Below are 15,418 nucleotides of genomic sequence, written 5' to 3'. Positions count from 1 at the left end.
CATAAAATTTAATGAGTAAGTATCAATTTCTGCAATTAATTGGGTTAATAGCCGGTATATCCATTTTCGCCATATCATGTGATACATCCATAGAGCCTATTGTAAAAGAGGGCAAAGAATACTCGATCTATGGCCCTCTGAATATTTCGGAGTCACCCAATTTTATACGTGTTCACAACAATAAAGCGTTACTAAATCAGGAAGGAACCCTCCCGATGAATGTTAAAATGACATTCACGAATCTGGAAAACGATCAATCTGAACTCATGGAAGACCAGATCGTTGAATTTGATGGTCTATATACCCATAACTTTAAAATTGATATGCCAATTGAATTTGATACCCGATACCGGATCGAGTTACAGGATGGAGAAGGAGTTTCTTCAGATATCACAACGGTGACAACCAAAAACGCGGCTCTTGATGTTTTAACTGATAATGCAAAATGTGCAGGTAAGTATCGCATTCAATTATCGGAGATCGATCTGGATGCCGGTGAACGTTTGGATGTTGAGGTGGGGGCTAAAGCCGGAAATACCTGGTTATGGACTACTAAACTAACCGATAACAACTACGATCAAAGCACAAATACCCTATCTTTTGTCTTCTCTCCCAATGATATTTCTATTTTACTTTTTGGAATATTTGATTGGATCGATTGCAGTGAATTCTCCAGCGATAAGATCCGATTCAAATTCACACATATCGGTTATATGGAAGGAAATGATCACCTTTCGATAGATGATGCAACGGCTCTCTCAGAACCATCTCCCAACCAACAGATCGTACTGAGTAAATATTCAAAAGAAACAGAACTTCGGATACACCCTTGTGAATTTGATGACAACCCGGAGTCCTGTTTATATGTTAACTGACCCTACCATTATTTAAGGATTATGACCTTTTTTAGGCAAAGTTTTTAAGTGTTTTTCGAATGATAGCTACACACTCCATAAGCTGATGTTCCGTCATCACCAATGGCGGGGCAAAACGTATGATATTGCCATGCGTTGGTTTGGCAAGTAAACCGTTATCCTTCAATGCCACACAAAATCGCCAGGCGGTATCACTTTCTGGTGAGTCATTTATGATCACGGCATTCAAAAGTCCGCGACCTCTAACTTTTACGAATAGTTCATTTTCATCGACCAGTTTCTGCATTTCGGCCCTGAAGGTATTCCCCAGTTTTCGGGCATTCTGCGCCAGTTTCTCATCTTTAACAACTTCAAGAGCTGAAATTGCCACCTTACATGCCAGTGGATTACCTCCATAAGTTGACCCATGCTGACCGGGTTTGATCACTTCCATGATATGTTCATCAGCCAGGACCGCTGATACCGGATAGGCTCCTCCGGATAGTGCTTTACCGAGGATCAGAATATCCGGCTTGGTATACGTGTTTTGCTGCTCGCAATGCCCCTGACAATCACAGTTCCCGCACACAGCCAATAAACTACCGGTTCGGGCAATACCGGTCTGGATCTCATCCGCCATAAACAATACGTTCCTTTCGCGGCAGAGTTCAGCCATTTGAGAGATGTATCCATCATCAGGCACAACCACGCCTGCTTCACCCTGAATCGGTTCGGCAAGTACTCCGGCAATATTTGGTTGATCCAGTGCTTCTTTTAGTGCCTCAACATCGTTATATGGTATCTTAATAAAACCCGGAGTGTACGGACCAAAGTTCTTGCGGGCATCCGGATCATTTGAAAATGAGATCACGGTTGTGGTTCTCCCATGAAAGTTATTTTCCAGAACGATGATCTGAGCTTCCTCCTCAGGGATCCCTTTCTTTTCATATGCCCATTTCCGGCAGATCTTGATGGCTGTTTCCACTCCCTCAGCCCCTGTATTCATAGGCAGAACCTTATCAAAACCAAAATACTCAGTCACATACTTTTCATACTCACCAAGCACATTATTATAGAATGCTCTTGAGGTCAGGCACAAGGTTGAGGCCTGATCTGTCAGTGCTTTTGTGATCTTTGGATGACAGTGCCCCTGGTTGACCGCAGAATAGGCTGACAAAAAATCGAAGTACTTATTGCCTTCAGAATCCCATACATACACACCCTCTCCTTTTGATAGTACCACCGGCAGCGGGTGATAGTTATGGGCGCCATATTTGTCTTCCAGTTCAATTGCTTGCTTTGATGTGATCATATAATTCTGTCTATTTATTTTTTGCTGAAAATAGGAAAAGCATCACTGAAACAAGAACAAAATTATTTCAAATTACCCTTGATATCGAATGGTATTTAGCCGTATATTTAAGTCTTGACATCGCGGGGTGGAGCAGCTGGTAGCTCGTCGGGCTCATAACCCGAAGGTCGTAGGTTCGAATCCTACCCCCGCCACTACAAAAAGCCTTCTGATTAATTTCAGAAGGCTTTTTTTATATTCATGAGAAAATCGATGACTCATGTTTATTGTTTACGCTCTATACTCACCTTCGCATCAAAAGATCTACATTGGGTACACATCAAACCTGGAGAAACACTTGCTTTCTCATAACTCATTAGGTAAAAAAGGCTGGACCATCAAATATCGTCCCTGGGAATAGGTCTACACAGAAGAATTTGATACTAAAAAGGAAGCCATGCGCAGAGAAAAACAACTGAAATCAACTAAGGGACGTGTATTTATATGGGAAGTAATAAACGAAAAATTTAACTAAGCTCGTCGGGCTCTTATCCGCCGATTGGCGGACGCAGGTTCGAATCCGACTATAATCCGACCACCGGCGGGCACGTCACTATCAAAAGATCTATATTGGGTATACCTCAAATCTCGAGCAACGCCTGCTTTTTCTGATTTTACATCATACGACATTTCAATGTCTCCGCGCTCTAACACACCTGCTTGAAATCCCTATTCCAACTTTAGTGAATTTAAACGCTATTGAGCCCATATGAAGCTTTTGGTAGATTTGTAGAAACAATTCAACAATAGGAGTTACGAATGCAAGATAATTTGAATATCAATCCGGATAACGTACGTAAAGTTTTAGGTAAACATATTCTCACTGATGGGTACGACATGGTACTTGACCTCAAAAAAAGTGAGGGAGCTTACCTTCTCGATTCCAAATCAGGGAAGAGATATCTGGATTTCTTCACATTCTTTGCATCCAACCCATTGGGTATGAATCACCCAAAACTGGCCGGCGACGATGACTTTGTACAGCGTCTGGCTCAGGTGGCGATCAACAAACCCTCCAACTCTGATATCTATACCGAAGACATGGCCCGGTTCCTGGCTACCTTCGACCGGGTTGGAATTCCTGATTACATGCCTTACTCCTTTTTTATATCAGGTGGTGCCCTGGCCGTGGAAAATGCCATGAAAGTAGCCTTTGACTGGAAAGTGCAGAAGAACTTTCAGAAGGGATACCGTCAGGAAAAAGGCCATAAGATCCTCCATTTTGAAAAAGCTTTTCACGGGCGTTCCGGATACACCCTGTCGGTCACTAATACAGTCCCAAATAAAGTTAAATACTTTCCGAAATTCGACTGGCCTCGTGTGGTTAGTCCTGCCATGACCTACCCTGCCACAAAGGATAACATAGAAGCAACGGCTGCGCAAGAAAAAATGGCCATAGCTCAGGCGGAACGTTATTTTGAGATCTTTAAGGATGATATTGCCGGTATTCTGATCGAACCGATACAGGGTGAAGGCGGTGACCGACATTTCCGCCCGGAATTCCATCAGGCTTTACGTGACCTGGCAGATACCCATGAAGCCCTGCTTATTTATGATGAGGTACAGACCGGGGTTGGCATGACCGGAAAGTTCTGGGCTCATGAGCATTATGTTAAACCTGATATTCTTGCCTTTGGTAAAAAAGCTCAGGTATGTGGAATTCTGGCAAACACAAGAGTAGACGACATTGAAACCAACTGTTTCCACGTATCATCCCGGATCAATTCAACCTGGGGCGGTAACCTGGTGGATATGGTTCGCTTCGGGCGTATTCTGGAGGTAATAGAAGAAGATAACCTGGTGGAGAATGCAGCCACTGTCGGAGATCATCTGAAATTAAAACTTGAAGATCTTGCTGACAAACACGAGTACCTGTCGAATCCAAGAGGTAAAGGATTGTTTTGTGCTATTGACCTGCCCAACACCCATGCCCGCGATCACGTGATCAAGGAATGTGTAGCCAATGGACTGATGATCCTGTCGTGCGGTCCAAATACGGTGCGCTTCCGTCCACCTCTCACCATTACCAAAGATCAGATCGATGAAGGGCTCGACATTCTCGAAAAAGCTTATAAAGCCAAAGTAGATGAATGTCCGGTTGTTGATTGATAAATGATGCTTTCAGGTTAATACTTACGATGGTATTATAGATGCCTACTGTTTAATCATAGACTACAGATCCAGGCATTGAAAACCGTTATCAGTTACCTTCCCTTTTCCGATCAGGAGTTTAAAAATGTGATCGCAACTGTGATCTCATTTTTACTCCTTGGTTTTTTGTTACGTGTGTATGAGATCATACTCCTATCTCAGAATTTCACGCTTCCTGAAGGATCATTTCTCATTTACCTCAAAGCTCTGGTTCCCGATCTTTTCTTGTTTTCATTCTGGGGGCTTACCTTGATCGCTTTTTGGGCAGTACTCGCCAAATTTATTCCAAATTACGCTTCTAAGAATGTCAAAGCATTCATGGTGCTGTTTATTGTAATCTACATCGCCTTGATTCAGTATTTTAGTGAAGTGTTGGTTCTTCTCGGGGTCGACCTTTGGGCCTATAACTTCTCAGAGATCGGTGATACTGTGAGCACTTCGGTCCGTTTTGGGCTTAAAGAACTGGTCCCATTGGTCATCTTCCCTTTTGTTTTCCTTTACACAACTAAGGTTCTTGGCAGATCACAATTCAGCAATGCATTCCAAAACATCTTTTTGATCATACTTGCAATATGCGCCCTTTTGAGTTTCCTGACCTATCCTTCAAAAGGTGAATATGAGCATGAGTTAACCTATGCGCTTTCAGTAAATAAGGCTTCCTATTTTTTTGGTGAATCAGCCGGTCTTGTGTTTTCCTCATTTTCAGAAAAGCAGTATTCCGGAGAAGAATATCCATTTATGAAGGAACCTGAAACTGAGGATGTTTTAGGTCCATTTCTGAACCACACTGACCGGTTACCGAATTTTGTATTTATCATTGTTGAAGGACTGGGAGGAACCGTAGTAAACCCTAATGCCTCATACGGAGGTTTTACCCCCTTTTTGGATTCCTTATCAAGTAAAAGCCTATACTGGACCCACTTTCTATCCACAAGCGGTCGATCTTTCAATGCTCAACCCTCCATTTTCGGATCCCTGCCTTATGGGAGCAGTGGCTTCATGGATCTTGGCTATCGCATGCCCGAGCATCACTCTTTCATTTCCATTCTGAATAACAATGGATACCAAACCAATTATTTTGGTGGATACGATACAAGTTTTGATAACCTGGATCTTTTTCTGGAAAGGCAAGGAGTCGACCTGTTGATCAATTCTTCCCGCTTTCCCGACACCTATGAGCGAATGGATGAGATCGAGGGGGGATTCAGCTGGGGATATTCCGATCATGACCTTTATGATTTTGCCTTTACATTTCTGGATGACTTCAATAGCGCCACTCCTCGTCTCGATATATATTTAACCCTCAATTTTCATGAACCGTTCATTATTCCAGATACCCAAAAATTCGATCGGATCTTTGAGGAACGGCTTTCTGACCCTGACCTTCCTGCATCAGATACACAAACTTTTCGAGATCACCCTGAACTATTCAGGGCACTACTTTATACCGACGATTCCATCCGGCAACTCATTAACCGATACAAACAAAGGGATGATTTTGAGAATACGATCTTTATTATCACCGGAGACCACCGCATGGTCCCGATCCCTCATCGTGATCGTATCGACCGCTATTATGTTCCATTCATGATCTACTCTCCTCTACTCAATCAAAGCAGAGAATTCAAAGGGGTGTCGTCTCATCTGGATGTAGCACCAACTCTGATCGCATATCTTTCTCAGAATTTTGATAATAAGTTCGCAACCCCGGATCAGGTACATTGGCTTGGAAGCGAACTCAGTAGCAGCGAAGAATTCGTTTCAAATAAGAATATCCCTTTTATGAGAACCAAGAATAACATGGTTGATTATCTGTCAGGCGAGTATTTCATCTCTGATAACCGGCTTTACAGGTTAAATGAAGGGATGTTGCTTGGTGAGATCAATGACTCCGGGATCAGAGAGCAGTTAAATGAGGAGTTTGAGACCTTTAAAGCCAGGAATGACCACGTAACCACAGAAAATAAACTTATTGAACTGTCTGAGTCTCAAATACGTGAATTGAACAATCTCGAAAACGAGATACAATTTCTGCGTAATGAGAACCTCACTGAACTAAATGACCCTCAATTATTCGATATGGCTCGGGATTCGGCATTTTCATCAAATTATGAGTATGCATTGATCGTCATTAGGCATGTATTGAGACGCTCTCCTAACTATCATGATGCAAGATTACTGTATGGTCGCACTTTGGCCTGGAGTGGAGAATATGGAAAAGCTATTTCCGAATTCAGGGAAGTCATGAAACGAGCCCCAAATTATATGGACACATATAATGCCCTGACTGATGTCCACTATTGGCAAGGCAAACATAGAATAAGTTTGGAATATGCTGAAATGGGTTTGAAAATAGATGATACCTATATCCCGCTAATTTTCAGGAAAGCCCGGTCTCATTATCTACTTGGCAGCATAGACAGTGCTAAAGTCTGGGTCAGAAAAGGGTTAGAGCAAGATCCTGACAACATGAATTTACGTGATTTGCAGGAACAACTATCTGAGAATTAGAATTTATAGACCACACCACCATTCAGGGTTATAACACGGATAAAGTTATCCGGATCAAAAGTAAGTTCCTGCCGGGCCAGATCCAGTGAAATGAAAGCTGACAGATTATACCTGAGTTCTTTATAACCATCTACGCCTATGAACTGTGACTCTGTAAAGAATACATCTCCCGAAACATCCTGAAAACGGCGCTCTTCCGGATAGAACCCAAACCCTCCCCTGATAGTAATGTAATTTTCAGGTCCAGCCAGATACCTTCGTGCAAGTAAACTCAAAGAACGCGAAACACCTACAGAATTTGGGGTGATGTATGGACGTACTGTAAATAACCAGTTTCCCTGATATTTTGATATGGTTCCCGTATAGATCCAAACATCACTGTTAAATTTCAGGTATCTGAAACCGGCTGATACTTCAAAAGCGGCTGGCAGGTTCTTATAAAGTTCTGCTCCTGCCCTGAATTCCGGGAACAGGGCGCTTGAAGAATATCCCGCACTCACATACCCATACCACCCCTCGGCTATGGATGGATAGAAATCTAGTTCGGCCTGTATGCCATCGTCAGAAAATCGTCGCTGATAATTTACCCTGCCAATGATCGACCCGTAATCTGTTCGGCGAGAAAGCTGGACATAAGCTTTATGTATGTCATCAAAGACATCCTCAAAGGTGTCGTAAGTGTAAGCTGTTGTGAGTGTATAATCCTGACCTGAAGTTTTGATACTTTCTCTAAGCTGTTGGGCTTCTTCATTAGATTTATCGATCTGTTCCAGCTGGTTCAAAATCTGCAACGCCTCTTTTTCCTTGCCTGCAGCATTGAGTGCTTCAGCTCGTTTCAATAATACATCGCTGTCAACAGCATGATATTTTACCACCTGTTTTGAATATTTCAGCATGGCTGTTTCATGCCCGGCCCAGCGCTCATTATCAATAGCAGCAAAAAGTGCATCTTTATATTCAGGTTGCCTTTCAAGCACATAATTCAATTCCTTCCGGGCTTTATCATAGCTGCCATCCCAGGCATAGGTTCGTGCGATCAATATTCTCACATCGTGATAATCCGGTGATCGTTCAAGAATAGCATAAGCCAGCTCCCTCGCTTCCTCTCTTTTTCCATCAAATGCCAGCTCACGAGCTTCCATGAAGGCCACATCTACATTTTCAACCGTTTGGGCGAGGGTCATCTGTGCAGAAAGAATCAGAATTACCAACAGAACGATGCGTTTTAGTACACAATAGGGTGTCCAATTAAAATCGGCCTGGCGTTGATCAAGGTATTTCATAATATTCACGATTAACTCAATATTCTTCAAATTCCCAGTTCTGAGCTGATGATAGAGTACACATCAGGGATGATCCCATTATCGATCAATACGTGCAATATAAGAGCCACAATTATGATCGTGACTCCATAGATCACTGCCCAGTATTTAAATGAGCCGAACACATTTGATATCGATCCCTTCAATTTCTTATATCCCTTGTTTATATCCCCCCTGGTGGCCAATCCGGTCCGCGTCATAACTCCCCATTCCTTATCTCCTTTCATATAGTCTATCAGACCCTTAAATCTCCACCATGTATGGATCTGCCTGTAACCGATATTCTCTAAAAATGCATATGTAGTAAGAGTGGCAATATTGCCCAAAGTGGGGTATCGGCGAAATGAAAGTTCCTCACACAGAACCGAAGTTACCGACAAAACCATGCCAAGAAATACTGAAGCGGTTAGAAACAGCAACACAAATGTTGAGTTGAATCCACCGAGTAAAAGCACGATCAGCAAATAAGCAAAACCCAGTAATTCAACTACAGGGCCCAACATTTCGATGAAGAAAAAATAGGGCATAGCCAGCATACCCAGTCTGCCGTATTTTGGGTTAAGCAACATTTTCCTGTGTCGCATCATAGTATCTGCCAGACCACGCTGCCAGCGATTTCGTTGCCTTCCCAAAACCGACCAGCTTTCAGGCACCTCTGTCCAGCAAACCGGCTCCGGTAAAAAACGCACCCTATACGATTCCCCTTTTTCCCGATAGTGGCGATGCAATCTTACAACCAGCTCCATATCCTCTCCAACCGTATCATGGAGGTAACCGCCAACCTCAACCACGGCTTTTTTATCAAATACACCAAAAGCACCGGAAATGATCAGGAGGCTGTTGAGGTAATCCCAACCTACTCTCCCGAATAAAAATGACCGCAGATATTCCACTGTTTGTACCCTCCCAAGATAACTTTTTGGGAGATCCACCTTTTTGACAATATTATCTTCTATCGTGCAACCATTGGCGATCCTCACAATTCCCCCAACAGCAACTACATCTTCCTCTTCCATGAAAGCCTTGAGCAACTTAAGCAGCACATCAGGTTCCAGGATAGAATCCGCATCAATGGAGCAAATGAGATCTTTTGATGCCACATTGATACCGGCATTTAAGGCATCTGCTTTGCGTCCATTCTCTTTGTCAACTACTTTGAGTTCCGGATAAGTTGCTGACCGATATACCTTTTTGATCGGTTTATGTTCGATCGGCAATTCCACGGGTTGATCTATCTCGTACAGCTCAAAATGATCCTTCAGAAGTTTGAGGGTATTATCGGTACTTCCATCATTTATTACGACTACCTCAAAATCAGAGAAATGCAACTGAAGCAGAGCTTCAACGGATGCAATGATGTTGACCTCCTCATTATATGCCGGCGACAAAATACTGACCGGCTTATATAAATTTGAGTTGAATAATCCCTTGAGGTTAAATACCTGATAATAGTTTTGCTGATGGCGAATGTAAAAAAATGAGATCAGGACGAGCAAAATGTATGTCAAATTCACCGCAAGGAAATACCCTATGAAGACCCATTCGACGGGCTCCATGACATTGACGAATTGTTGTAGTATTTCTCGGATCTCAGCCATCAAAAGTTGCTTTCATCATGCTTTTCGTTCATATACATCAATATATATTTTGCGATCTGCTTCATATCAGGTTCAGGAACCTCTTGTACGATATCTGTTTCCTTCACCTCATTCTGGAGTAACGCAAAAACCGCGGACTTTTTTACATTGTTATTCGGATGGTGCAGGAGTTTGAAGAAGGAACTAATATCCTTCTCACTGCCATAATCACTCAATTCAGATACCGCAGCCACCACTACGTCCGGATGATCATGATCAAGATACCTGCGTATCACATCAATGCTTTTGACGTTATTGAATTCTCCCTGGGCCATTATGATGGCTACTATAACGCCTGGATCACCCCAATGATCAGATGGGTTTATCAGTTTTTCGAGCAGGAAATTCACAAGATTATAGTACCCTATCTCCGTAATTCCCTTAATAAACAGTGCCCGGTTCTCAGATGGAATTTCCCTATCCTCAAGTACCTCTTTTAGAGCTTCACCTTCTCTTTCATTTTGGTCATCCTCGTCAGAATGGAACTTGTGAAACAGTTCGATCAGAGCCATATCTGAAATAGCGTTTTTCTTAGCTACGGAACTCAGGGCCTCCATCCTTAGGTTCACATCCTCACTTCCCATCAATGCAGTTGCAGCAGAGAATACCAGCATTTGGTTCGGTGACTTCAGATATTCTTTCAATCTTTTGATGACCTTAAAATTTATCAAACGAACGTTACTGAAATAGTTACAGGCCTTTACCCGGTCTACGTCATCTTTTGAGGTAAGTAATTTATAGTGATGGTCAAAAATTGGGTCAAGAAACAACAATTCCTTTAGCCTGTCAGCTTCTGCTCCTTCAACTTGTGTCAGCATCTCTGTGACGATCTTTTCAAATGCATAATACTCCAGTTTTGCTCCCGTAAATTGATTTTCAACCTCTTTTTCATCTCCATCTTCCAAAAAATCAAGGATATGGGGAAGCAACTTTTTCCGGTATTGTTCGACCTCAGCAGACCATTTTCGATGTCTAAGGCGAATATATATGGCACTGACAAATAACAATAAGGTCAGCCCTAATAGGATCACTGATACTACAACAAGCAAATATATAGAGACATCCATATAAGGGGCTGTTTAGGTCTGCACTAGCTTCCCAGGACTTCCTCTATCCTAAGCATTAGTATATTGGGTTTGAACGGTTTTTCTATGTACCTGATAGCCCCGAGTTTATGCCCCTTCATGATATCTTCTTCTCGGTTCTTACTGGTAAGCATGATCACCTTGATATCTTTAGTCTCATTATCTTCCTTGATGTTTCTGAGTACTTCAAACCCATTCATGCTTGGCAGCATAACATCAAGAAGTACCAGATCAGGCTGCAGCTCTTTTACGGCTTCCAGTCCTTCTTTACCGTTCGCTCGATGTTCGACCCGGTAACCGCTTTTCTTCAGCTTATATAACAATAGTTCATAAATAACTTCGGTGTCCTCGATCACAAGGATCAGCGGGGAATCATTACTCACTATATACCTTCCTTTTTTATTTAGTGGTCCTCAATGATATAAAACGAATATACAGGCAACAAGTTTTAAAAGTATACTCTATATACCACCCAATAAGTCATATTATAGTGAAGGTCTGATAAATTTATTCAATTAAATTAAACAAGCTGATGACTTTCCGGCTGTATTACCATTTCATTTAGAACGGAACCGGTAGGTTGGTCGACAGCATAATAAACAGCATCGGCGACTTCCTTTGTGGTTAGCATCATATCCTTTTTGACTCTCATATTAACACGATCATCATCCCAGAATGGGGTATCTACACCTCCCAGATAGAGCAATGAAAATCTTGTCTTCCCCCTTCTTTGTTCTTCAATGAGTGCTTTTGTAAACCCCTGGATCGCAAACTTGGAAGCTGCATAAACTGAAGCATTTTTCATCACATACTTACCCATGGTACCCGGAAACATTACAACGGAAGTCGGCTCATCCTCTTTCATATGCTTCATTACCGTTTGGGTTACCAAAAACGTTCCAAACACATTTACATCAATGATCTCTTTGGCATCAGCGGGGTCAATATCCATGAAAGGCTGGATAATTCCCTGCCCAAAAGCATTGATGAGTACGTCAATTTTCCCAAGCTGCCCTTCAACTTCATTAGCCATTCTCTCAACAGAGCCGGGATCGGTGGCATCAGTCTCTATTGCATATGCTTCTCCCCCGAAATCATTGATCTCTTTAGCCACTTCTTCAGCTTTCACCTTATTTCTGGCAGCCAAAACTACCCTTGCTCCGGCCTCACCGAACTTCTTAGCTGTTGCACTTCCAATTCCGCCGGATCCACCGACGATCAGTACGATCTTACCTTTCATTGTGTTATTTCTTTCTTGATGAATAGTCACACCTGAAAATCAGATCTCAAAATATTTCGTTCCGTCAGTCCACTTTTCTATAGTTGATTCGCCAGTTCAAATTCCAGGTTCTGCCCCCATCGATCGATGATTCCCAATCCCATTTCAACGAATCCTCGGTGATATTGTAGAAAACCATGCGTTGTGTAAACAAGGTGTCTCCCCCAATTTCCTGAACTTCGGTTTGAAAGATCCGTTTGGTACCGTCAATTCTGCCATAGAAGTCAAAATAACCTCCCTGGTTATCCGCCCACGCCTGTTTCCATGTTTGAGTTCCGGCATCATACACAGAAATACTGGTCCCCATGAAACCTGCCATTTGTCCTTCATTTACCCGGAAGTTTTCCTGGATCACTTTTCCATCCAGGGTTTTCTCAATAAAATTTGTACCACGTCCGACCGTTCCACCGGCTTCCTCCCAGGTTACTTCCCATCCACCCAGCCAAAAATCGAAATAGGCTTCAGGGGCAATATCCAGCTCGTTAGAGAATTGCTCATCAAATGGTTGGGGTGTTTGTTTTGTCTGGCAGCCTAAGAACGAGACTGAAATGAATAGCAGGACTGAAAAGCAATGTTTCGACAGTAAATTCATCATCTAACCTATATTTATTTAATTCCTATGTTACCATACTAGGTGAATAGGATCAAAGTTTCAAAGGTTTGAGCTAGTACGTTTCCTCACTTTCGCTCCGACGCAGAGTGTCTGAGCGAGATGATCGTGGGTCGTTAGAGGTCCTTGGAAGTAGTTGGAGAAGTCTGGGTATGATCAAAAGATCAAACTTGATATCAATGCCTGACAAAATCTTTCTTACAACACTTGACCTCGTTCAGACGCTCTGCGTCGGAACGAATAATCAAGCCATGAAAGATAGAGAGTGTGTATAAAACCGATATATCTAAACCTAATTAACCCGCCATTGCCTTAGGCAACACACTCTCGTAGATCTCATCTGCATCAGTTACATCGATCGAAAAAAGATCTTTGATAATCAGTTTTTCACCTTTCACTACACCAAGCTCAAAAACCGGAACCCCGGCTTCCTTAAAGTGATGTTTTACCGTTTGAAGCTCCGGAGCTGGTATAGTAATAACAACACCTGATTGAGCTTCACTATACAGAATTTCATGGATAGAACCGTTCAACGTTTCAACAGAAAGTTCGGCGCCTTTCTTACCAAATATTGCCATTTCAGCTAATGTAGTTGCAAGACCACCATCAGACAGATCGTGGGCCGCATTGATCAATCCCAGCTTAATTGCAGTCAGCAGGGTTTCCTGAAGTTTAACCTCAAAATCCAGATCTATTTCCGGGGCATCACCGGTTGTAAGTCCGTGAACGGCTTTTAAATATTCACTGCCTCCAAGGCCTTTTCGATCAGCTCCGATATACATTACCACATCACCCTCATTTTTGAATGCAGGCGTAGTTCTGTGTTTTTCTACATCCTCGATCACACCAAGCATTCCAATGATAGGAGAAGGGAAGATGGCAGCTTTAGGGTTTTCGTTATAAAAACTGACATTCCCACCTGTTACCGGAGTGTTTAGTGCACGACAAGCATCGCCCATTCCACCCAATGCTTCTTTGAAAGTCCAATAGACTTCGGGTTTATATGGATTACCAAAATTCAAACAGTTGGTGATAGCCATAGGCTTGGCACCGGAGCAAACTACATTACGGGCTGATTCTGCCACCGCAATTTGTCCCCCTTTACGCGGATTTAAATACACATATCGGCCATTACAGTCTGTTTTGGCAACCAACCCCTTGTTCGTTCCTTTGATACGGATCACACCTGAGTCGGAAGCACCGGGGCCGGTAACCGTATTTGTTCTCACCATCGTATCATATTGCTCGTGAACCCACTTTTTAGAAGCGATGTTCGGTGAGCCAAGTAATTTCTTTATGATCTCATTATGATCATTGGAGTGGTCAAGCGAATTAGAATCAAAGTTTTGTACTTCTTCCAGATAATCAGGTTTCTTTGTCTCACGGACATACTGCGGTGCTCCACCACCTAGTACTAAATGCTCTGCAGGGATCTCCGCTTTGATCTCACCTTCTTTCCAATAGGTGACCTTATCGCCTTCTACCACTTCCCCGATCACCACAGAGTGCAGATCCCATTTTTCGTAAACGTCAATGATCTCCTGCTCACGGCCTTTTTCAGCAACGATCAACATACGTTCCTGACTTTCAGATAGAAGCAATTCATAGGCCGTCATACCATCTTCACGGGCCGGCACTTTATCGAGGTCCACTCTCATGCCTTGTCCCCCCTTGGCTGTCATCTCGGAAGAGGAACAGGCTATACCTGCAGCTCCCATATCCTGCATTCCAACCACAGCGCCGGTTTTTAATACTTCCAGACTTGCCTCAAGTAGTAATTTTTCTGTAAAGGGATCACCGACCTGAACACTGGGGCGTTTAGCTTCACTTTCTTCACTGATCTCTTCGGAGGCAAAAGTTGCACCATGAATTCCATCACGACCTGTACTAGCTCCCACGATCAATACCGGGTTCCCAATACCTTCAGCAATAGCAGAGGCCGTCTCTCCTTCTTTAACCAATCCAATGCTCATGGCATTTACAAGTGGATTACCTTCATAACTTTCATCAAATACCACTTCACCGGCGATCACCGGAACCCCGAAAGAATTACCATAATCACCTATACCTCTCACAACCCCATCCAGCAAATACCTCACTCTGGGATTTTCCATAGAGCCAAAACGCAGGGAATTCAGGCTTGCCACCGGTCGGGCACCCATGGTGAAGATATCTCTGTGAATACCTCCAACTCCTGTCGCTGCTCCCTGATAGGGTTCTATAGCAGACGGGTGATTGTGACTCTCGATCTTAAATGCACAACCAAGTCCATCTCCAAGGTCCACCAACCCGGCATTTTCCTCACCGGCTCCAACCAATAGGTTCTCACCTTCTGATGGTAGCTTTTTCAGCTCTATGATCGAATTCTTATACGAGCAATGCTCACTCCACATCACGGAATACACACCCAACTCCGTAAACGTTGGAGTGCGTCCCAAACGGGAAAGTATCATTTCATATTCTTCTTCTGTGAGTCCGTGATCTAAGGCAAGTTCCAGGTTTACTGTTGGTTCCTGAATGGCAGATTTTGACATTATGGTAAATAGAATTGGGATTGAACCGATCTATTTTGACCGGCTGAATTAAGACGGAATAGAAGGTACGATTATTTAAGAAAA

Annotated in this window: 12 protein-coding genes and 1 tRNA gene; 5 read left to right on the top strand and 8 right to left on the bottom strand. The window is 42.9% G+C overall.

Annotation, left to right across the window (positions count from 1 at the left end):
- Nucleotides 1–11: 11 nt before the first annotated feature.
- Nucleotides 12–875 carry a hypothetical protein gene (locus AC13FX_RS06970; protein WP_482879825.1) on the top strand — a complete coding sequence of 288 codons (864 nt, stop codon included), beginning with the start codon at nt 12–14 and terminating at the stop codon, nt 873–875.
- 31 nt (nt 876–906) lie between these two features.
- Here the strand turns inward: AC13FX_RS06970 and rocD are convergent, their stop codons facing one another.
- Nucleotides 907–2,166 carry an ornithine--oxo-acid transaminase gene (gene rocD / locus AC13FX_RS06965; protein WP_482879824.1) on the bottom strand — a complete coding sequence of 420 codons (1,260 nt, stop codon included), beginning with the start codon at nt 2,164–2,166 and terminating at the stop codon, nt 907–909.
- A gap of 121 nt (nt 2,167–2,287) precedes the next feature.
- Here rocD and AC13FX_RS06960 point away from each other — a divergent pair.
- From AC13FX_RS06960 to AC13FX_RS06945, 4 genes are all read left to right on the top strand, one after another.
- A tRNA-Met gene (locus AC13FX_RS06960) sits at nt 2,288–2,360 on the top strand.
- 65 nt (nt 2,361–2,425) lie between these two features.
- Nucleotides 2,426–2,566 (top strand): GIY-YIG nuclease family protein, encoded by a 141-nt coding sequence (locus AC13FX_RS06955; protein ID WP_482879823.1) that lies wholly within the window; start codon nt 2,426–2,428, stop codon nt 2,564–2,566.
- Between the two features lie 398 nt (nt 2,567–2,964).
- On the top strand, nt 2,965–4,314 hold the full coding sequence (lat, locus tag AC13FX_RS06950) for an L-lysine 6-transaminase (RefSeq protein WP_482879822.1): 1,350 nt from the start codon (nt 2,965–2,967) through the stop codon (nt 4,312–4,314).
- 78 nt (nt 4,315–4,392) lie between these two features.
- A complete protein-coding gene (locus AC13FX_RS06945; RefSeq protein ID WP_482879821.1) occupies nt 4,393–6,867 on the top strand; it encodes a sulfatase-like hydrolase/transferase in 2,475 nt (824 codons plus the stop codon).
- Here the strand turns inward: AC13FX_RS06945 and AC13FX_RS06940 are convergent.
- The 7 genes from AC13FX_RS06940 to purL form a co-directional block, all read right to left on the bottom strand.
- Nucleotides 6,864–8,150, bottom strand: a complete 1,287-nt coding sequence (locus AC13FX_RS06940; protein ID WP_482879820.1) for a YaiO family outer membrane beta-barrel protein — start codon at nt 8,148–8,150, stop codon at nt 6,864–6,866. The two genes, AC13FX_RS06945 and AC13FX_RS06940, sit on opposite strands and share 4 nt — an antisense overlap.
- Nucleotides 8,151–8,176: 26 nt before the next feature.
- Nucleotides 8,177–9,787: a glycosyltransferase family 2 protein gene (locus AC13FX_RS06935; RefSeq protein ID WP_482879819.1), complete on the bottom strand. Its 1,611-nt coding sequence runs from the start codon at nt 9,785–9,787 to the stop codon at nt 8,177–8,179.
- Nucleotides 9,787–10,893 (bottom strand): HEAT repeat domain-containing protein, encoded by a 1,107-nt coding sequence (locus AC13FX_RS06930; RefSeq protein WP_482879817.1) that lies wholly within the window; start codon nt 10,891–10,893, stop codon nt 9,787–9,789. Before AC13FX_RS06930 ends, AC13FX_RS06935 begins: the two co-directional genes overlap by 1 nt.
- 23 nt (nt 10,894–10,916) lie before the next feature.
- Nucleotides 10,917–11,294 (bottom strand): response regulator, encoded by a 378-nt coding sequence (locus tag AC13FX_RS06925; RefSeq protein WP_482879816.1) that lies wholly within the window; start codon nt 11,292–11,294, stop codon nt 10,917–10,919.
- Between the two features lie 137 nt (nt 11,295–11,431).
- Complete coding sequence (locus AC13FX_RS06920) at nt 11,432–12,151, bottom strand: SDR family oxidoreductase (RefSeq protein ID WP_482879815.1); 720 nt, start codon at nt 12,149–12,151, stop codon at nt 11,432–11,434.
- Between the two features lie 64 nt (nt 12,152–12,215).
- Complete coding sequence (locus AC13FX_RS06915) at nt 12,216–12,785, bottom strand: hypothetical protein (protein ID WP_482879814.1); 570 nt, start codon at nt 12,783–12,785, stop codon at nt 12,216–12,218.
- A 311-nt stretch (nt 12,786–13,096) separates the two neighbouring features.
- Nucleotides 13,097–15,334, bottom strand: a complete 2,238-nt coding sequence (gene purL, locus AC13FX_RS06910) for a phosphoribosylformylglycinamidine synthase subunit PurL (protein WP_482879813.1) — start codon at nt 15,332–15,334, stop codon at nt 13,097–13,099.
- Nucleotides 15,335–15,418: the final 84 nt, after the last annotated feature.

This window comes from Gracilimonas sp. B-17 (assembly GCF_056857935.1).
This window is presented reverse-complemented; position numbering and strand designations above follow the sequence as displayed.